This window comes from Streptomyces sp. NPDC103540, assembly GCF_055584445.1.
The window spans coordinates 680315-699142 of record NZ_JBVJMA010000002.1; the positions used below are offsets into that span (position 1 = coordinate 680315).

Sequence of the window (18828 nt, forward strand, 5' to 3'; positions counted from 1 at the left end):
TTCTGACGAGACTCCGATGAGCTTAGCTCATTGTTACCTATGCTCACAATGAATCCGGTCCTGGTACTGTTCCCAGTATGAGCACCGGTTCCCAGACCGACACCCGCGAGAGCGACACCCGCGACACCACCGACGGGGTCCTCGCGGAGCAGCTGCTGCGCCTCACGCGCAGGCTCCACCGCATCCAGAAGCGGTACATGGAACCCCTCGGGATCACCCCGGCCCAGGGCAGGCTGTTGCGCCTCGTCTCGCACCACGGCGGCGACCGGCCGCCCCGGATGGCCGATCTGGCCGCCCGCCTGGAGGTCGTGCCGCGCGCCGTGACCACGCTGGTCGACGGCCTGGAGGCGGCCGACTGCGTGCGCCGCGTGCCCGACCCGGCGAACCGCCGCGTCATCCGGATCGAGCTCACCGAGACCGGCCGCGCCACGCTACGCCGTCTGCGCAACGCGCGGACCGACGCGGCAGAGGAGATCCTGGCTCCATTGACCGCCGAACAGCGCGAGGTGCTCGGCGGCCTGCTGAACGCGCTGACGGACGCCCCGGCGGAACGTCACTGCTGAGCCGGCCGTCCCCGCCCCCGCGCCGACGGACCGCGCCGGCGCCCGATCGCGCCGTGCGCGCCGTACGAGGGGATGCCGCCCATGCCGCTCCTGGAACCGAAGCCGGGCGCGCTGCGCCCGCGCACCCCCCGCGGCCCCGCTCCCGACCGCGTCCCCGACCGGCTGGCGGCCGGCACCCCCGAGACCCTGCGCACCGAGCTGGCCGAGCTGCTGGGGCCGGAGAAGGTGCTGTGGAAGGTCTCCGACCTGGTCCGCTACGCCACCGACGCCTCCCCGTACCGCTTCGTGCCCCAGGTCGTGGTGGTCGCCGAGGACATCGACGACGTCTCCGCGGTGCTGTCGTACGCCCACGGCAGGCAGCGCGAGGTCGTCTTCCGGGCCGCCGGGACCTCCCTCAACGGGCAGGCCCAGGGCGAGGACATCCTGGTCGACGTACGCCGCCACTGGGTCGGCGTCGAGGTCCTCGACGAGGGCCGGCGCGCCCGGATCCGCCCCGGCACCACCGTGGCGCGGGCCAACGTCGCGCTCGCCCGGCACGGCCGGGTCCTGGGGCCCGACCCGGCCAGCGCCCTCGCCTGCACCCTCGGCGGCGTCGTCGCGAACAACGCCTCGGGCATGACGGCGGGCACCACCCGGAACTCGTACCGCACCCTGTCCTCGCTGACCCTCGTCCTGCCGACCGGCACCGTCGTCGACACCGCCGACCCGCTGGCCGACGAGGAGCTGGCCCGCGCGGAACCCGCGCTGTGCCGCGGACTGCTGGAGATCAAACGGGAGATCGAGGCCGATGCCGCGCTGACGGCCCGGATCCGCGCCAAGTACGAGATCAAGAACACCACCGGCTACCGACTGGACGCCTACCTCGACGGCACGACGCCGGTGGAGATCCTGCGGGGCCTCATGGTCGGCTCCGAGGGCACCCTCGGCTTCATCTCCGAGGTCGTCTTCGACACCCTGCCCTTGGACCGCGAGACCACGACCGCGCTGCTGTTCTTCCCCTCCCTGCCGGCGGCGGCCGCCGCCGTGCCGCTGTTCAACGAGGCGGGCGCGCTCGCCGTCGAGCTGATGGACGGGAACACCCTGCGCGCCTGCGTCGGCGTCCCGGGGGTGCCCGCCGACTGGGCGGAGCTGCCCCGGGACACCACGGCGCTGCTGGTCGAGTTCCGGGCCGCGGACCGGACGGGGCGCGAGGCCCACGAGCGGCGGGCGGCGCGGGTGCTGGGCCGGCTCGACCCGGTGGCGCCGGTCGCCTCGATCACCAACGCCTTCACCCACGACCCCGCCGTCGTCTCCGGCTACTGGAAGGCCCGCAAGGCGTTCGTGACCGCCGTCGGCGGAGCCCGCCCCCCGGGCACCACCCTGATCACCGAGGACTTCGCCGTCCCCCCGTCCCGGCTCGCCGAGGCCTGCGAGGCCCTCCTCGCGCTCCAGGAACGGCACGGGTTCGACGCGGCCGTCGCCGGCCACGCCGCCCACGGCAACCTGCACTTCCTGCTGGCCTTCGACGCGGCCGACCCGGCCGACGTGGCCCGCTACGGGGCCTTCATGGAGGACTTCTGCCGGACGACGGTCGAGCGGTTCGACGGTTCGCTGAAGGCCGAGCACTCCACCGGCCGCAACATGGCCCCCTTCCTGGAACTGGAGTGGGGGCCGCTCGCCACCGAGCTGATGTGGCGCACCAAGCGGCTCGTCGACCCGGAGTGCGTCCTCGCCCCGCGCGTCCTGCTCGACCGCGACCCCCGCGCCCACCTGCGGGGCCTGAAGACGATCCCGCGGGTGGAGGCCGTGGTCGATCCCTGCATCGAGTGCGGGTTCTGCGAACCGACCTGCCCCAGCGAGGACCTGACCACCACTCCCCGCCAACGGATCGCGCTGCGCCGCGAGATGATGCGCCAGACCTCGGGCTCGCCCGTCCTCGACGGGCTGCTGGACGCCTACGGCTACGACGCCGTCGACACCTGCGCGGGCGATTCCACCTGCCGGCTCGCCTGCCCGGTCGGGATCGACACCGGCGCGCTGATGAAGGACTTCCGCCACCGGCGGCACTCCGCCCGCGAGGAGCGGGTCGCCGCCCTGGCCGCCCGGCGCTTCGGGGCCGTGGAGGCCGCCGCGCGCCTCGCCGTCGGCGCCGCCGCCACGATCACCGCCCGGGTCGGGGACCGGCCCCTGACCGCCGTGACCGACGCCGCGCGCAGGATCGTACGCCCCGACCTGGTCCCCCGGTGGCTGCCGCAGGTGCCCGGCGCCGCCGCCGGCACGCTGCCGCCGACCCGGCGCGCGGGCGCGTCCGCCGTCTACTACCCGGCCTGCGTGAACCGCGTCTTCGGCGGCCCCGAGGGCGATCCGGGCCCCTCCCTGCCCGAGGCGGTGGTCGCCGTGTCGGAGCGGGCCGGCAGACCGGTGTGGATCCCGGACGACGTGGGCGGGACCTGCTGCGCGACGATCTGGCACTCCAAGGGCTACGAGGAGGGCGCCCGTCTGATGGCCAACCGGATCGTGGACGCCGCCTGGGGTTGGACGGCCGGGGGCCGGCTGCCGCTCGTGGTCGACGCCTCCTCCTGCACGCTGGGCCTCGCCCACGAGGTGGTCCCGTACCTGACCGAGGAGAACCTCGCCCTCCACCGCGAGCTGCGGATCGTGGACTCCGTGGTGTGGGCGGCGGAGGAGCTGCTGCCGCGCCTGGAGGTCCTGCGCACGGTCGGGTCGGCCGTCCTGCACCCCACCTGCTCCATGCGCCACCTGGGCGACGAGGCGCAGCTGCGCGCGGTCGCCGCGGCCTGCGCCGAGGAGGTGGTGGTCCCGGACGACGCCGGCTGCTGCGCCTTCGCCGGGGACCGGGGGATGCTGCACCCGGAGCTGACGGCCTCGGCGACGGCCCGCGAGGCGGCGGAGGTGACGGCCCGGACCTACGACGCCCACCTGTCCGCGAACCGGATGTGCGAGGTCGGGATGGAGGGGGCGACCGGGCACGCGTACCGGTCGGTGCTGCTCGAACTGGAGCGCGCCACGCGCCCCTGATCCCGGACGCGCCCCCGCGTACGCCCTCCCCGACCTGCCCGGCCGGGGAGCGGGCGTACCGCGAACCCCGTCGCGCGAGGCCCTGGCCAACGCAAAATCGATTGCCCGACGCCCGCCCGGAAGGCGAACCTTGCTCGGTTTGGACCACTCGACCAGTCATGGGGCGTCATGCAGATCAGCGATCTTCCGTATCCGGATCCCGGGGTACCCGACGCCCGCTCCGGCCCCCGCCTGCTGCTGTGGCTCGGCCGGGGACAGCTCGGCGGACAGGCCAAGAGCCTGGCGTGGGGGGTGCTGCACTTCTGCGGGGTCACGGCCCTGCCCTACGCGGTGGGCCTGGGCGTCGAGGCGGTCGTACGGCGCGACGGGCGGGGGTTGTTGCTCGTCGGCGCCCTGATGGTCGCCCTCGGGATCGCGATCTCCGTCGGCGACGCCATGCTGCACCGCACGGCCGTCACGAACTGGATCACCGCCGCCGCGCGGGTGCAGCAGTTGCTCGCCCGCAAGACCGCCGAGCTGGGCTCCGCCCTGACCCGACGCGTCGCGGCCGGCGAGGTGGTCGCGGTCTCCACGGCCGACGTCGAGAAGATCGGCTGGTTCGTCGAGGCGGTCTCCCGCTTCCTCGCCGCCGTGGTCGCCGTCGTCGCCATCTGCGTCGGCCTGCTCTTCTACGCGCCCGCCATCGGCGTGGTCGTCGCCGTCGGCGTTCCGGTGCTGGCCCTGTCCGTCCTGCCGCTGCTGCCGCGCGCCACGCGACGCGCCGACGTGCAGCGCGAGAAGGCCGGCAAGGCCACCGAGCTGGCCTCCGACACCGTGGCGGGCCTGCGGGTGCTGCGGGGCATCGGCGGCGAGGAACTGTTCCTGGGCCGCTACCGCGAGGCCTCGCAGCAGGTCCGCGAGGCCGCCGTGCGCAGTGCCCGGATGTGGGCCCTGATCGCGGCGATCCAGGTGATGCTGCCGGGCGTCCTGCTGATCGTGGTCGTCTGGTACGGCGCGGGACTCGTCCTGGACGGGCGGCTGGAGGTGGGCGAACTCGTCGCCGCCTTCAGCGCGGTGGCCACCCTGCTGTACCCGCTGCGGCACTTCCAGGAGATCGCCATGGCGTACTCCTTCTCGCGGCCGTCCGCCGCGCGCGCGGCCCGCGTCCTGGCGCTGACGCGCACCGAGACCGAAGCCGAAGCCGACGCCGGGACCGCTGCCGGGACCGCTGCCGGAGCCGGAGCCCTCGCCGGGGACACCGCGCCCCCGGCGCCCCCGGCGCCGGGCGGGGACCTGTACGACCCCGTGACGGGGCTGGTGGCCCCGGCCGGACGGTTCACCGCCGTGGTGTGCGGGGACCCGGACCTGGCGGGCCGACTCGCCGAGCGCCTGGGCGGGCACCCGCTGGAGGGACCCGCGGGCCCCTCGGGCCCCGTCGCCGCCGAGGAGCCCTCGGTGCTGCTCGGCGGGGTGGCGCTGGACGCCCTCGCGCTGGACACGGCGCGCGAGCTGGTCCTCGTACAGGACAAGGAGCCGGTGCTGCTGTCCGGGACCCTGCGCGAGCTGCTCGACGTACCGGCCTCGGGTGCGGTGGAGCCCGGGCGGGCCCTGACGGCGGCGCAGTGCGGCGACGTCCTGGACGCCCTGCTCCAGTCCGCGCCCGACGGGGTGGACGACCCCATGGACGCCCGGATCACCGAACGCGGCCGGTCCCTGTCCGGCGGGCAGCGCCAACGCCTCGCCCTGGCACGGTCCCTGGTCACCGACCCGGAGGTGCTGGTGCTGGACGAGCCGACCTCCGCGGTCGACTCCCACACCGAGGCCCGGATCGCCGACGGGATCGGCTCCCTGCGCGCCGGACGCACCACCGTGGTCCTGGCCTCGTCCCCGCTGCTGTTGGACCGCGCCGATCGGGTCGTCCTCGTCCACGAGGGCCGGGCGACGGCCACCGGCACGCACCGCGAACTGCTGCGCACCGAGCCGCGCTACCGGGCCGTCGTCACCCGCGAGACCGACGAGGAACAGCGGCTGGCGGAGATGGAAGAAGCACTCACAGAGATCGAGGAATCCGCATGATCGGCGTGGCACCGCCGCAATACGATCCGGCGGCCCCCGAGACCGCCGCCACCCTGCCCGTGGGCACGTCGGCGACGGTACGGGGCTACGTGCGCGACCTGTTCCTGCGCCACCGGCGGGCCTTCGTGCTGCTGGTGACCGTCAACGCGGTCGCCGTGGTCGCCTCCATGGTCGGCCCGTACCTGCTGGGACGGGTCGTGGACGAGCTCGCGCGCGGCGCGCGGGACCTCCACCTCGGGTGGGTGGCGCTCGCGTTCACCGCGGCGCTGACCGTGCAGACCGTGTTCACCCGCATGGTGCGGCTGCGCGGGGCGATGCTCGGCGAGGAGATGCTCGCCGATCTGCGCGAGGACTTCCTGGTGCGTTCCGTGGGCCTGCCGCCGGGGGTGCTGGAGCGCGCCGGCACCGGCGACCTGCTGTCGCGGATCACCACCGACATCGACCGGCTGGCCAACGCGATGCGCGAGGCCGTGCCGCAGCTGGCCATCGGCGTGGTGTGGGCGGGGCTGCTCTTCGGGGCGCTCGCGCTGACCGCCCCGCCCCTGGCCCTGGCCGCGCTGCTGTCGCTGCCCGTCCTGGTGATCGGCTGCCGGTGGTACTTCCGGCGGGCGCCCTCCGCGTACCGTTCGGAGGCGGCCGGGTACGCGGCCGTCGCCGCGGCGCTCACCGAGACGGTGGACGCGGGCCGCACGGTGGAGGCGCACCGCCTGGGCGGGCGCCGGATCGAGCTGTCGGAGCGGCGGATCAAGGAGTGGACGGCCTGGGAGCGGTACACGCTGTTCCTGCGCACGGTCCTCTTCCCGGTCGTCAACGTCACCTACGTGACCATCCTCGGCGCGGTGCTCCTGATCGGCGGCTACTGCGTGCTGCGGGGCTGGATGTCGGTGGGGCAGCTGACGACGGGGGCGCTGCTGGCGCAGATGATGGTCGACCCGATCGGGCTGATCCTGCGCTGGTACGACGAACTGCAGATCGCGCAGGTCTCGCTGGGCCGGCTCGTGGGGGTCCACGAGATCGAACCGGACGCCGGTGACGAGACCGTCGCCCCGCAGGGGCGCGGCGTGCGCGCGGACGAGGTGCGCTTCGGGTACCGCGAGGGCGTGGACGTCCTGCACCGGGTGTCGATGTCCGTGCCGCCGGGCACCCGGATGGCGCTGGTCGGGCCCTCCGGGGCGGGCAAGTCCACCCTCGGCCGGCTGTTGGCGGGCATCTACGCGCCGCGGACCGGCGAGGTCACCCTCGGTGGCGCGCGGCTGTCGCGGATGCCGGCGGAACGGGTCCGTGAGCACGTGGCGCTGGTCAACCAGGAGCACCACGTCTTCGTCGGCTCCCTGCGCGACAACCTGCGCCTGGCGCGGGCCGGCGCGGCGGACACCGAGCTGTGGGCGGCGCTGACCGCGGTGGACGCGGACGGCTGGGCGCGCGCCCTGGAGGCCGGTCTGGACACCGAGGTCGGTTCCGGCGGGAGCGCGCTGACGCCGGCGCAGGCGCAGCAGGTGGCCCTGGCCCGGCTGGTCCTGGCGGATCCGCACACGCTGGTGCTGGACGAGGCGACGTCGCTGCTGGACCCGAGGGCGGCCCGGCACCTGGAGCGTTCCCTGGCCCGGGTGCTGGACGGCCGGACGGTCATCGCCATCGCCCACCGCCTGCACACCGCGCACGACGCGGACGTGATCGCGGTCGTGGAGGAGGGCCGCATCAGCGAGCTGGGCTCCCACGACGAGCTGGTGGCCGCCGACGGCGCGTACGCGGCGCTGTGGCGCTCCTGGCACGGCTGAGCCCCACGGCTGAGCCCGTCCCGGCTGAGCCCGTCCCCCCACCGGATCCCGCCCGACCGGCGGGCTCCGGTGGGGGCGGCCGTCCGGGGGCGCCGGTCCGGTGGGCCCGCCCGGTAAGCCCGCCGGGGGACGGCTCAGATGAACCCGAGGGCCGAGGCGCCGCCCACACCGCCGAGCAGCATGAACGCCGGCATGAGGACCTTCAGCTCCACCCAGCTGCCCGCCCGGAACCGCATCCCCTTCGGGGGGCCCACCGGGTACCAGCGCTTGCCGGCGATCGGCAGGGGCCACAGGATCGGGCAGCCGGAGACCGTGAGCGCGTCGCCGATGTCGTGGACGAGGGCCCCGAGCAGGATCGGCAGGCCGAGCCAGAGGTACTCCTGGCCGGGGGCGGTGAACAGCCAACCGGCGCCGTTGCCCGGCTCGTCCAGGACCCCCGCGAGGATCCAGGCGCTGGTCGCGCCGAGGAGCCAGACGAGGATGTCGCTGGACATCCGGGCGGCCCGCCACAGCAGCCCCTCCACGGCCAGGACCAGGTGGACGAAGAGCAGGAGGAGCACGCCCCAGCGGTCGATGCTCACGGCGAGGGCGGAGGAGCCGGCGCCGATCAGCACCGCCCAGAGCCAGGTGTGGGTCAGGGTGCGGTGGCCGCCGGTGCGGCGGGCGTCGCGCGGGGCGCGGGTGGCCTTGTAGACGGCGTAGGAGAGCTTGTCGACCACCTCGCACAGGCCCCGGGAGAGGGGGCCGAAGGCGCGGGAGATCGTCGCCGACTTGTGGTCGAGGTCGGGTGCGAGGGCGGCGCCCGCGCAGATCAGCGCGCCGACGACGAGGACGGGCCAGGGCATCGGGTGTCCCGCGGCGGCGGTCGCCGCGCCCACCCCCAGCCAGGCGGCCGCCCCGGACAGTGAGTGCGCCGGACCCATCATGCTCGTTTCCCGCCCCGGTCCCGTCGTGGTGGGGCCCCGTCGATGGTTTCGTTCGGGCCGCCTCGACGGCACAGAGTACCTGCGATGATCTTCCTTGCGTCCGCCGGTTCCCTCTTCCGGTGAGAAGCCAGGCAAGATGGGGGGCGTGACCCTCATTGATCAGCTCCCGCCGAACGCCGACCCCGACGCCCTCTTCGAGGCTTTCTCCTCGTGGGCGGAGGACCAGGGCATCACCCTGTACCCGGCGCAGGAGGAGGCGCTGATCGAGGTCGTCTCCGGGGCGAACGTGATCCTTTCCACCCCGACGGGCTCCGGCAAGAGCCTCGTCGCCGCCGGCGCGCACTTCACCGCGCTGGCCCAGGACAAGGTGACCTTCTACACGGCGCCGATCAAGGCCCTGGTGTCGGAGAAGTTCTTCGACCTGTGCAAGCTGTTCGGCACCGAGAACGTCGGCATGCTGACCGGCGACGCCTCCGTGAACGCCGACGCCCCCGTCATCTGCTGCACCGCCGAGGTGCTGGCCTCCATCGCGCTGCGGGACGGCAAGTACGCCGACATCGGCCAGGTCGTGATGGACGAGTTCCACTTCTACGCCGAGGCGGACCGCGGCTGGGCGTGGCAGATCCCGCTGCTGGAGCTGCCGCAGGCGCAGTTCGTCCTGATGTCGGCGACCCTCGGCGACGTGAAGCGGTTCGAGGAGGACCTGACCCGCCGCACGGGCCGGCCGACCTCGGTGGTCCGCTCCGCGACCCGGCCCGTTCCGCTGTCGTACGAGTACGTCACCACGCCGATCACCGACACCATCACCGAGCTGCTGGAGACCCGGCAGTCCCCGGTGTACATCGTGCACTTCACCCAGGCGCAGGCGGTCGAGCGGGCGCAGTCGTTGATGAGCATCAACATGTGCACCCGTGAGGAGAAGGACAAGATCGCCGATCTGATCGGCAACTTCCGCTTCACCACGAAGTTCGGCCAGAACCTGTCCCGGTACGTGCGGCACGGCATCGGCGTGCACCACGCGGGCATGCTGCCCAAGTACCGGCGGCTCGTGGAGAAGCTGGCGCAGGCCGGTCTGCTGAAGGTGATCTGCGGTACCGACACCCTGGGCGTGGGCGTCAACGTCCCCATCCGCACGGTGCTGTTCACGGCCCTCACCAAGTACGACGGCAACCGGGTCCGCACGCTGCGGGCCCGCGAGTTCCACCAGATCGCCGGCCGCGCCGGCCGCGCCGGTTTCGACACGGCGGGCTTCGTGGTGGCGCAGGCCCCCGAACACGTCATCGAGAACGAGAAGGCCCTCGCGAAGGCGGGCGACGACCCGAAGAAGCGCCGCAAGGTCGTCCGCAAGAAGGCTCCCGAGGGGTTCGTCGCCTGGTCGGACACCACCTTCGAGAAGCTGATCGCGGCCGACCCGGAGCCGCTGACCTCGCGTTTCAAGGTCACGAACATCATGCTGCTGTCGGTCATCGCGCGGCCGGGCGACGCCTTCAAGGCGATGCGCCACCTGTTGGAGGACAACCACGAGCCCCGCAAGGCCCAGCTGCGGCACATCCGTCGGGCCATCGCGATCTACCGGTCCCTGCTGGACGGCGGTGTCGTGGAGAAGCTCGACACCCCGGACGCCGAGGGCCGCACGATCCGGCTCACCGTCGACCTCCAGCAGGACTTCGCGCTGAACCAGCCGCTGTCCACGTTCGCGCTGGCCTCCTTCGACCTGCTGGACCCCGAGTCCCCGTCCTACGCGCTGGACATGGTCTCCGTGGTCGAGTCCACCCTCGACGACCCGCGTCAGATCCTGGCCGCGCAGCAGAACAAGGAGCGCGGCATCGCCGTCGGGGCGATGAAGGCGGACGGGATCGAGTACGAGGAGCGCATGGAGCGCCTCCAGGAGGTCACCTACCCCAAGCCGCTCGAAGAGCTGCTGCTCCACGCGTACGACGTGTACAGCAAGAGCCACCCGTGGGTCCGCGACCACCCCGTCTCCCCGAAGTCGATCATCCGCGACATGTACGAGCGCGCGATGACCTTCAGCGAGTTCACCTCCTTCTACGAGCTGGCCCGCACCGAGGGCATCGTGCTGCGCTACCTGGCGAGCGCGTACAAGGCGCTCGACCACACCATCCCCGACGACCTGAAGTCCGAGGACCTCCAGGACCTCATCGCCTGGCTGGGCGAGCTGGTCCGCCAGGTCGACTCCAGCCTGCTCGACGAGTGGGAGCAGCTGGCGAACCCGGAGGTGGAGACGGCGGAGCAGGCCCAGGAGAAGGCCGACCAGGTCAAGCCGGTCACGGCGAACGCCCGCGCCTTCCGCGTGCTGGTCCGCAACGCCATGTTCCGCCGGGTGGAGCTGGCCGCCCTGGACCACGTCGACCAGTTGGGCGAGCTGGACGCCGAGTCCGGCTGGGACGCCGACGCCTGGGGCGAGGCCATGGACGGCTACTGGGACGAGTACGACGACCTGGGCACCGGCCCCGACGCGCGCGGCCCGAAGCTCCTGCAGATCGAGGAGGACCCGGCGCACGGCCTGTGGCGCGTCCGCCAGACCTTCGCCGACCCGAACGGCGACCATGGCTGGGGCATCAGCGCCGAGGTCGACCTCGCGGCCTCCGACGAGGAGGGCCGGGCCGTCCTGCGGGTCACCTCGGTGGGCGAGCTCGGCGCCCTCTGACCGCGACGGCCCCGCGGCCGGCCCCACGGGGCCGGCCCGGTCCGCCCGACCCGTCACCCCCACCCCTTCCCCGGCACGCGCGACACCCGCCGGACCCGACAGCGGAGAACGTGGAGAACCCGTGATGACGAACCCTGCCGAGAGACTGGTCGATCTGCTCGACCTGGAGCAGATCGAGGTCAACATCTTCCGGGGCGCCAGTCCCCAGGAGTCCCTCCAGCGCGTGTTCGGCGGACAGGTGGCCGGCCAGGCCCTGGTGGCCGCCGGCCGCACCACCGAGAGCGACCGCCCGGTCCATTCGCTGCACGCGTACTTCCTGCGCCCCGGCATTCCCGGGGTGCCGATCGTGTACCAGGTGGAACGGGTGCGCGACGGGCGTTCCTTCACCACGCGCCGCGTCACCGCGGTCCAGCAGGGCAAGACCATCTTCAACCTGACCGCCTCCTTCCATCACCCGGAGGAGGGCAGCATCGAGCACCAGCTGCCTCCCCGCCTCGACTTCCCCCACCCGGACACGCTCCCGAAGGTCGCCGACGAGATCCGCGAGCACCTCGGCGCGCTGCCCGAGGCCCTGGAGCGGATGGCCCGCCGGCAGCCCTTCGACATCCGGTACGTGGACCGGCTCCGCTGGACCCCGCAGGAGCTCAAGGACGCCGATCCGCGCAGCGCGGTGTGGATGCGGGCGGTCGGCCCCCTGGGCGACGACCCGCTCGTGCACACCTGCGCCCTCACCTACGCCAGCGACATGACCCTCCTCGACGCCGTGCGCATCCCCGTGGAACCGCTGTGGGGCATGCGCGGATTCGACATGGCCTCGCTGGACCACGCCATGTGGTTCCACCGGCCCTTCCGGGCGGACGAGTGGTTCCTCTACGACCAGGAGTCACCCATCGCGCACGGCGGCCGGGGCCTGGCCCGCGGCCGCATCTACGACCTGGAGGGCAGGCTGCTGGTCTCCGTGGTCCAGGAGGGACTCTTCCGCCCCTACTCCCCCAAGACGCACCCGGCCGGCCCGACCGTCTGAGCCACGGGCCTCCCCCAAGGCCGGCCCGCCCCCACCGTCACCGCCTTCCCTCCCGGAGAACAGAACCGCCATGTCCACCCCCGACCGTCCCTGCCCCTGCGGGCTGCCCGCCACCTACGCGGCGTGCTGCGGCCGTTTCCACTCGGGCGCCCAGGCGGCCCCCACGGCGGAGCTGCTGATGCGCTCGCGCTTCAGCGCCTTCGCCGTCGGCGACACCGCCTACCTGCTCCGCTCCTGGCACTCCACGACCCGGCCGCCCCGGCTGGAACTGGACCCCGGACAGCTTTGGGAACGGCTGGAGATCCTCGCCACCGAGCGCGGCGGGATGTTCGAGACCCGGGGGGCGGTGGAGTTCCGCGCCCACTACCGCGAGGGGCGGCACACGGGCTCCCTGCGCGAGCACAGCGACTTCTCCCGCGAGGACGGCGCCTGGGTCTACGTCGGCCCCCTCTCGCCCGTCGAGTTCGACTGAGCGCGCGCTCCCCGCAGCGCGAAGTCGAGGCTGGTGCGGTACCAGTCGGCCTCCTCCGGGAGGTCGGCCGTCAACAGCGCCCGGGCCACCGCCTCGGCCGCCGGGACCCGCGGGTGGCCGTACGGCGGGGGCGGTGCGAGGGCGGCGAGCACGATGCGCTCGGCCGGATCGGGCACGGCCGCCCGTACCGCCTCCTCGGGCAGGACGGACGCGAGCACCGCGGCCCGCTCCCAGGGGTCGGCGGTCGCTCTGAGCGACAGCCCCACGTGCCGGGCCCGCCACCGGCGCGGGCGCAGGTCCGCCCGGGCCTCGACGAGCTCCCGGTCCCTCGGGGAGGCGACCCCCCGCAGCATCCCCGGCTCCCGGGCCGCGAACTCCCGCAACTCCGCGACCGGGTACGACCAGACGACGACCCGGTAGCGGTTGATCCGGTAGCCGAGCGGTGTGAGGTGCCCGCAGCGCGCGAGCCGGGTGAAGCGGCTCGGCCCGATGCCCAGCACCTCCGCGCCCGCGTCGGCGCCGGCCACGGTCTCCAACCGGGCGCGCAGCGCCTCGGGGAACCCCTCCCGTGCCCGGACCCGCTCCACCTCGGCCCGCAGGAACCTCGCCGGTCCCGCCGGGGCGCGCGGGACGGGCCGTACCAACCCCAACTGCACGGCCCGGACGAACTCGCCTCGGCCCAGACCCAGTTCAAGAGCCGCCCGGACCCCACCGAGCAGTGGCTGCGGCCGCGGTCCCCCGGCTCCGCGCGGTCCCGGCCCCGGCCCCGTCCCCGGAGGCGTCCGGTCCTGTTCGGGGCACCGCTCGGCGACGCCCCGCACGTCTTCCCGATCGCCGTCCGCTCCCCTGCCCACGGACGTACACACCGGCGCTTCCACCTTCATCACGGTCCTCCCCCACGAGTGCCGATCACCCTGGCGGCGATCACTCTGTGTGAAGACCGTAACTCCCCGCGACCGAACCGCGCGAGGCCTGTGGATAACCCTCACCCCGCCCCGCGACGCCCCGCCCCGCGACGCCCCGACTCCGGCTCGGAGCCCGACTCCGGCTCGGCGCCCGCTCAGCCCCCGGTGATCCGCCGCTCCGCGACCCCCAGGTGCTCCCCGACCCGGTTGACCAGCAGCGTCATCTCGTAGGCCACCTGCACGATGTCGGCCTCGGCGGCGCTGAGCGCGCACAGGCAACTGCCCGATCCGGCCGCCACGACGAAGAGGAAGCCCTCGTCGTACTCGACCATCGTCTGGCGCACCTCACCCGCCCGGAAGTGTCGCCCCGACCCCTTGGCCAGGCTCTGCAACCCGGCGGCGACGGCCGCCAGGTGCTCGGCGTCCTCCCGCGCGAGGCCCGCGCTCGCGGCCGTCACCAGCCCGTCGTTCGACAACACCACCGCGTGCCGGACCTGTTGCACCCTGCGCGTCAGATCGTCCAGAAGCCAGTCGAGCTGCTTGTCCAGTGCCATTTCCAGCCCCTCCCCGTCGACGCGGCCGACGTGGCCGCGCCCCACCCCGCGTAGTCGTGCCGCCAGCCTTCCCCACCAGCGGCTTTCCGGCAAGGAGGATGGACCCATGGCACAGAAGATGACTCAAGAGGAATGGCGGGCGTTCGTCTCGCACTCGACCCGCACCGGGAAGCTCTCCACGGTCCGCGCGGACGGGAGCCCGCACATCGCTCCCATCTGGTTCGTTCTCGACGGCGACTCCTTCGTGTTCAACACCGGTGCGGACACCGTCAAGGGGCGGAATCTGGCCCGGGACGGCCGGGTCGCCCTCTGCGTGGACGACGACCGCCCGCCCTTCTCCTACGTCGTCCTCCAGGGCCGGGCCCGGATCAGCGGCCACGAGGACGACCCCGAGGGGCTGCTCCACTGGGCGACCCGGATCGGCGCCCGGTACATGGGCGAGGAGCGCGGCGAGGCCTTCGGTCGCCGCAACGGCGTCCCCGGCGAACTCCTCGTCCGGGTGCCGATCGACAAGGTGATCGCCCTGGCCGGCATCGCCGACTGAGCGCTCGCCGAGCCGACCGGTTCCGCCTCATGCGGAACCGGCCCGGGGCGCCACCGAGTCGAGCAGCCGGGCGGTGTGCACCCGCCCGGCGTACTCGACCAGCCGGATCAGCACCTCCTTCCCCGAGTCCTTGTCCCGCGCGTCACACAGCACCACCGGTGTCCCCTGCTCCAGGTCCAGTGCGCGCGCCACCTCGGTCTCCCCGTAACGCCGCGCCTCGGTGAAGCAGTTGACGGCCACCACGAACGGGATCCGCCGGTGCTCGAAGTAGTCGACGGCCGGGAAGCAGTCCTCCAGCCGCCGGGTGTCGGCCAGCACCACCGCCCCGAGCGCGCCCTGCGAGAGTTCGTCCCACAGGAACCAGAACCGGTCCTGGCCGGGCGTCCCGAACAGGTACAGCGACAGGCCGGAGCGGATGGTGATCCGCCCGAAGTCCATCGCGACCGTGGTCGTGGTCTTCCGGTCGACGCCGGCCGTGTCGTCGATCAGTTCGCCCGCCTCGCTCAGCGCCTCCTCCGTGCGCAGCGGCCGGATCTCGCTGACCGCGCCGACGAGCGTGGTCTTGCCGACGCCGAACCCCCCGGCCACCAGGATCTTCAGCGCGAGTGCGGACGTCTCCTCCTCGTCCGCCTCCGAACCCGCCCGCCCCGCCGGTCCGTTGTCCCGCAGTCCCATCACAGTGCTCGCAATCCCTCGATGACTTCCCGCAGAATCCGCTCGTCGGGCAGCCGCGCGGGCGGCACCGGGCGGCTGACCTTGACGTGCCCCGCCTCCAGCAGGTCCCCCAGCAGGACCCGTACGACACCCACCGGAAGGTCCGCGTCCGCCGCGAGTTCGGCCACCGACTGGGTCTCGGCGCGGCAGAGCCCGAGCAGCGCGAGGTGTTCGGGGCCCAACAGCGACTCGTCCGCCCCGCCCGCCGCCGGGTCCACCACGACCAGCGCGATCAGGTCGAAGCGGACCCCGTGCGGTCCGGGCTTCGTCCGTCCGCCGGTCAGGGCGTACGGACGCACGAGCGGGCCCGCCTCGGCGTCGTACCACTGGTCCTCCACGGCCCGGACCGCCGCGCTCACCCGGCGGCCGGCGGGCGGACCGCGAAGCGGGGCGGGGCGTAGAGGTGCTCGCCGACCCGCTTGACCAGGCGGGCCATCTCGTAGGCGATCAGGCCGATGTCGGCCCCGGCCCCGCTGAGGACGGCCAGGCAGGAACCGTCTCCGGCGGCGGCGACGAAGAGGAACCCCTCGTCCATCTCCACCATCGTCTGGCGCACGCCCCCGGCGTGGAAGTGGCGTCCCGCACCCTTGGCGAGGCTGTGGAATCCCGAGGCCACCGCCGCCAGGTGCTCGGCGTCCTCCCGGCTCAGGGCGCTGGAGGAGCCGACCGCGAGGCCGTCGTTGGACAGGACGACCGCGTGCCGGACCTCGCGGACCCGCACCACCATGTCGTCCAGGAGCCAGTCCAGTTCGCCGGTGCGGCGCAACCCGTCGAGGTCGACCCTGTGGTGTTCGATCATCACACTTCTCCTTCGCTGCCTGCGTGGGGGGAGTTCTCCCGGGAGCCGCGTGCCCACCCGTCGCGGTAGGCGGCCATCCGGTCGCGGGCCTCTTCGGGGCTACGGGCCTTCGACGCCCCGGTGTGGCCCCCGCCGTCCATGCCCCCGGCCCCGTGGGCCTCGCGCAGCTGCGGGACGAGGCTGGCCTGGCGCACCCGGCGCGGCAGTTCGGTCACCGAAGCCGCCCCGCCCGACGTCCCGGCCGAGGCCCCAGCCTGCGGGGCGGGCTGCGCCGCTAAGGGCGCGGACGGGGACGGCGGCGCGGGCGTGGCCGCGGCCGGGGCCGGGGACGGCGTACGGGGCTGCGTACGCGGCGGTGTGCCGCCGGGGCCGCGCGGGCGCAGCGCCGCCACCGGTGCGGGGCGCGGCTCCTCGACCTCGGGGGCCGGCCGGGGATCCGCTCCCGCCGGCCGGGGTCGAGGGCCCGCCGGGGGCTGCCGCGGGGGCGTCGGCCGTGCGGCCGGTTCGGCGTGCCGCTCCGGCCGCGCGGCGCCCGCGGGCGGGGGCTCGATGGCCGCCTGGAGCAGCACGCCCGGCAGCAGCACCACGGCGGTGGTGCCGCCGTAGGGCGAGGTCCTCAGGTGGACCCGTACCCCGTGGCGGGCCGCGAGGCGGCTCACCACGAAGAGGCCGAGTCGGTCGCTGTCGAAGAGGTCCAGGTCCTCGGACTGCTCGATGCGGCGGTTGGCGTCGGCCAGCGCCTCGCGGCCCATGCCGAGCCCCCGGTCCTCCACCTCCAGGACGTACCCGGCGCCGACGGTCTCCCCGCTGACGCGGACCTTGGTGTGCGGCGGGGAGAACTGCGCCGCGTTCTCGATCAGTTCCGCGAGGAGGTGGGTGAGGTCCGCGACGGCCGAGCCGACGACGGCGGCCTCGGCGAGACCGCGCACGTCGACGCGCGGGTAGTCCTCGATCTCGGATACGGCCGCGCGGACCACGTTGGTCAGCGGCACCGGAGTCCGCCAGGCGCGGCCGGGGGCGGCTCCCGAGAGGATGATCAGGCTCTCCGCGTGGCGGCGCATCCGGGTGGTGAGGTGGTCGAGGCGGAAGAGGTCGCCGAGTTCGGCCGGATCGTCCGCGCGCCGTTCCATCGAGTCGAGCAGGTTGAGCTGCCGGTGGACGAGGACCTGACTGCGGCGGGCGAGGTTGACGAAGACGCCGCTGATCCCGTCGGCCAGTTCGGCGCGTTCGACGGCGGCGCTGAGGGCGGCCCGGTGGACGGTGTTCAGGGCCGCGCCGACCTGCGTGATCTCGTCGTCGGCGACCGCGCCGGTCGGCGCCTCGGCCGCCACGTCGATGTCCTGCCCGGACCGCAACCGGTCCATGGCGTGCGGCAGTTTGCGGTGGGCGATCTCCAGGGCCGTGTTGCGCAGGGAGACCAGCTCGACGACCAACGCGCGGCCGATGCGGACGGAGATGACGAGCGAGGCGGCGACGGCGACGAGCCCCAGCAGCACGGCGGCGCCCGCCGGCCCCATCGCGCCCTCGGTGAAGGGGTCGGCGTCCCCGACGAGGCGGGCGTGCGCGGCGCCGGCGATCTCGCGCATGGAGGAGCCGACGCTCGCGTGGGCGGCGTCCCAACCGGCGGGGGTGCCGCCTGCCTCCTCGGCCTTCCTCGGGTCCCGCGCGTCCTTCGGGTCCTTCGCGCCGTTGCCGCCCGCGCCCGCGCCCGTGCCCGCGCCCGTGCCCGTGCCCGCGGGCGTCGGGGCGTACGCCGCCAGGGCCTTGTCCTCGGCGGTCGTGAGCTCCTCGTACGCCGCGCTCCTCACCACCGTCTCCCACGCGGCGCGCGGGCCGGCGGGCAGGTCCCGGGCGGCGGCTCCGGACAGGGCGCGCCGGGTCTCGACGGCTCCGGCCAGGCGGCGGAGCGTTTCGGCGGAGCGCGGCGCGGCGGGGACGGCGAGCAGCGCGTCCTCCCGCGACAGCATCTCCCCGGCTCGGGCGAACTCCAGCAGGACGCGGGCCCCGGGGCCCAGCGCGGGGTGTTCGCCGCCGGAGAGGGCGCCTTCGGCGGCGAGGGCGGCCTCGGTGACGCGGGTGTACGTCTCGTACGCGGCGTCGGGGCCCATGCGGCGGGCGGCGACGTCCGTCCGGGCGCCGGTGAGCGCTTCGGCGGCGGTGACGAAGGCACCGAGTCGGGCGACGACCTCGGTGGGGTGGTCGCCGGTGTCGGCGACGGTGTGCCGGTCGCCGAGGCGCAGCCGCTTCACGGCGGCGTCGGTGCGGCGGGCCTGCTGCTCCAGGGCGGGGCCCTGGTCGGAGGCGGGGTCGGCCAGGAAGCGGACGGCGGCCCGGCGTTCGGCCTGGAGCTCGGTGAGGGCGGCCGCGAGGGGGGTGCGCAGGGTGGCGTCGACCTGGCGGACGTCGCCGAGCCTCGCGATCTCGCGGGCGGTGCTGACGGTGGCGAAGCCCCAGAGGGCGAGGAGGGAGACCACGGGGAGCATGAGCAGCGAGATGATCTTCGCCCGGACCGTCGCGGGCCGCAGCCGGACCCGTCGGCGGGCGGGCGCCGCCTCCCCGACCGGGTGGGTCGTACGGAGGGGATCCGGCGCGGCGGCCTCGTCGGCAGGCGGACCGGCGTGCGCCCGGCGGCCGCGCGGCGCGGGCTGTCGTGGTGGCGCGGCCGCCTCGGGTCTGGTGCGGGGTGTGCGCATGGACTCCTCGTTCCGGGCGGTGCACGGATGCGGTGGCGGGCTTCGGGTCGACCGATCGCGGCGGGGGGACCGGGCGACGCGGGTGGGGCGGTGCGGTCGGGGCGGGTCGGCGACG

15 protein-coding genes are annotated in these 18828 nt (G+C 74.2%); 8 read left to right on the plus strand and 7 right to left on the minus strand.

Features of this window, described 5'->3' with window-relative positions; translation table 11 throughout:
* The first annotated feature begins 77 nt into the window (after window positions 1-77).
* The 4 genes from ACZ6ZI_RS07625 to ACZ6ZI_RS07640 all read left to right on the plus strand — a co-directional run bounded on the left by ACZ6ZI_RS07625 (window position 78) and on the right by ACZ6ZI_RS07640 (window position 7414).
* Entirely contained in the window at window positions 78-563 is a 486-nt protein-coding gene (locus tag ACZ6ZI_RS07625) for a MarR family winged helix-turn-helix transcriptional regulator (protein ID WP_363055362.1), read from the plus strand.
* A gap of 81 nt (window positions 564-644) precedes the next feature.
* Window positions 645-3581 carry an FAD-binding and (Fe-S)-binding domain-containing protein gene (locus ACZ6ZI_RS07630; protein WP_469517440.1) on the plus strand — a complete coding sequence of 979 codons (2937 nt, stop codon included), beginning with the start codon at window positions 645-647 and terminating at the stop codon, window positions 3579-3581.
* Window positions 3582-3749: 168 nt separating this feature from the next.
* Window positions 3750-5636, plus strand: coding sequence for an ABC transporter transmembrane domain-containing protein (locus tag ACZ6ZI_RS07635; RefSeq protein ID WP_469517443.1), 1887 nt, complete (start codon window positions 3750-3752; stop codon window positions 5634-5636).
* Entirely contained in the window at window positions 5633-7414 is a 1782-nt protein-coding gene (locus tag ACZ6ZI_RS07640) for an ABC transporter ATP-binding protein (protein WP_469517445.1), read from the plus strand. The genes ACZ6ZI_RS07635 and ACZ6ZI_RS07640 overlap by 4 nt, the downstream gene beginning before the upstream one ends.
* Window positions 7415-7548: 134 nt before the next feature.
* On the opposite strand, the gene ACZ6ZI_RS07645 is transcribed toward ACZ6ZI_RS07640, so the two are convergent.
* Window positions 7549-8340, minus strand: a complete 792-nt coding sequence (locus ACZ6ZI_RS07645) for a metal-dependent hydrolase (protein WP_363055358.1) — start codon at window positions 8338-8340, stop codon at window positions 7549-7551.
* Window positions 8341-8485: 145 nt separating this feature from the next.
* On the opposite strand from ACZ6ZI_RS07645, the gene ACZ6ZI_RS07650 reads away from it, so the two are divergent.
* The 3 genes from ACZ6ZI_RS07650 (at window position 8486) to ACZ6ZI_RS07660 (ending at window position 12504) form a co-directional block, all read left to right on the plus strand.
* A complete protein-coding gene (locus tag ACZ6ZI_RS07650; RefSeq protein ID WP_469517449.1) occupies window positions 8486-11008 on the plus strand; it encodes a DEAD/DEAH box helicase in 2523 nt (840 codons plus the stop codon).
* A 124-nt stretch (window positions 11009-11132) separates the two neighbouring features.
* Window positions 11133-12032, plus strand: coding sequence for an acyl-CoA thioesterase (locus ACZ6ZI_RS07655; RefSeq protein ID WP_469517452.1), 900 nt, complete (start codon window positions 11133-11135; stop codon window positions 12030-12032).
* 70 nt (window positions 12033-12102) lie between these two features.
* A complete protein-coding gene (locus ACZ6ZI_RS07660) occupies window positions 12103-12504 on the plus strand; it encodes a YchJ family protein (protein WP_469517455.1) in 402 nt (133 codons plus the stop codon).
* On the opposite strand, the gene ACZ6ZI_RS07665 is transcribed toward ACZ6ZI_RS07660, so the two are convergent.
* Together ACZ6ZI_RS07665 and ACZ6ZI_RS07670 are read right to left on the minus strand one after the other, a co-directional pair.
* The gene (locus tag ACZ6ZI_RS07665) at window positions 12468-13160 is read right to left on the minus strand and encodes a DUF6397 family protein (protein WP_469517458.1); all 693 of its coding nucleotides are present in this window, start codon (window positions 13158-13160) and stop codon (window positions 12468-12470) included. The two genes, ACZ6ZI_RS07660 and ACZ6ZI_RS07665, sit on opposite strands and share 37 nt — an antisense overlap.
* A gap of 404 nt (window positions 13161-13564) precedes the next feature.
* Complete coding sequence (locus ACZ6ZI_RS07670) at window positions 13565-13963, minus strand: roadblock/LC7 domain-containing protein (protein WP_042800536.1); 399 nt, start codon at window positions 13961-13963, stop codon at window positions 13565-13567.
* A gap of 106 nt (window positions 13964-14069) precedes the next feature.
* Here ACZ6ZI_RS07670 and ACZ6ZI_RS07675 point away from each other — a divergent pair, with 106 nt between their 5' ends.
* The gene (locus ACZ6ZI_RS07675) at window positions 14070-14507 is read left to right on the plus strand and encodes a PPOX class F420-dependent oxidoreductase (RefSeq protein WP_469517461.1); all 438 of its coding nucleotides are present in this window, start codon (window positions 14070-14072) and stop codon (window positions 14505-14507) included.
* 27 nt (window positions 14508-14534) lie between these two features.
* Here the strand turns inward: ACZ6ZI_RS07675 and ACZ6ZI_RS07680 are convergent, their stop codons facing one another.
* Genes ACZ6ZI_RS07680 through ACZ6ZI_RS07695 form a run of 4 tightly spaced genes read right to left on the minus strand, consistent with a single transcriptional unit; the run spans window position 14535 to window position 18713 of the window.
* Entirely contained in the window at window positions 14535-15182 is a 648-nt protein-coding gene (locus tag ACZ6ZI_RS07680) for a GTP-binding protein (RefSeq protein ID WP_469517464.1), read from the minus strand.
* Window positions 15182-15580 carry a DUF742 domain-containing protein gene (locus ACZ6ZI_RS07685; protein WP_469517468.1) on the minus strand — a complete coding sequence of 133 codons (399 nt, stop codon included), beginning with the start codon at window positions 15578-15580 and terminating at the stop codon, window positions 15182-15184. The genes ACZ6ZI_RS07680 and ACZ6ZI_RS07685 overlap by 1 nt, the downstream gene beginning before the upstream one ends.
* Window positions 15577-16020, minus strand: coding sequence for a roadblock/LC7 domain-containing protein (locus tag ACZ6ZI_RS07690; protein WP_469517471.1), 444 nt, complete (start codon window positions 16018-16020; stop codon window positions 15577-15579). The genes ACZ6ZI_RS07685 and ACZ6ZI_RS07690 overlap by 4 nt, the downstream gene beginning before the upstream one ends.
* A complete protein-coding gene (locus ACZ6ZI_RS07695; protein ID WP_469517473.1) occupies window positions 16020-18713 on the minus strand; it encodes a sensor histidine kinase in 2694 nt (897 codons plus the stop codon). Before ACZ6ZI_RS07695 ends, ACZ6ZI_RS07690 begins: the two co-directional genes overlap by 1 nt.
* Between the last annotated feature and the right edge of the window lie 115 nt (window positions 18714-18828).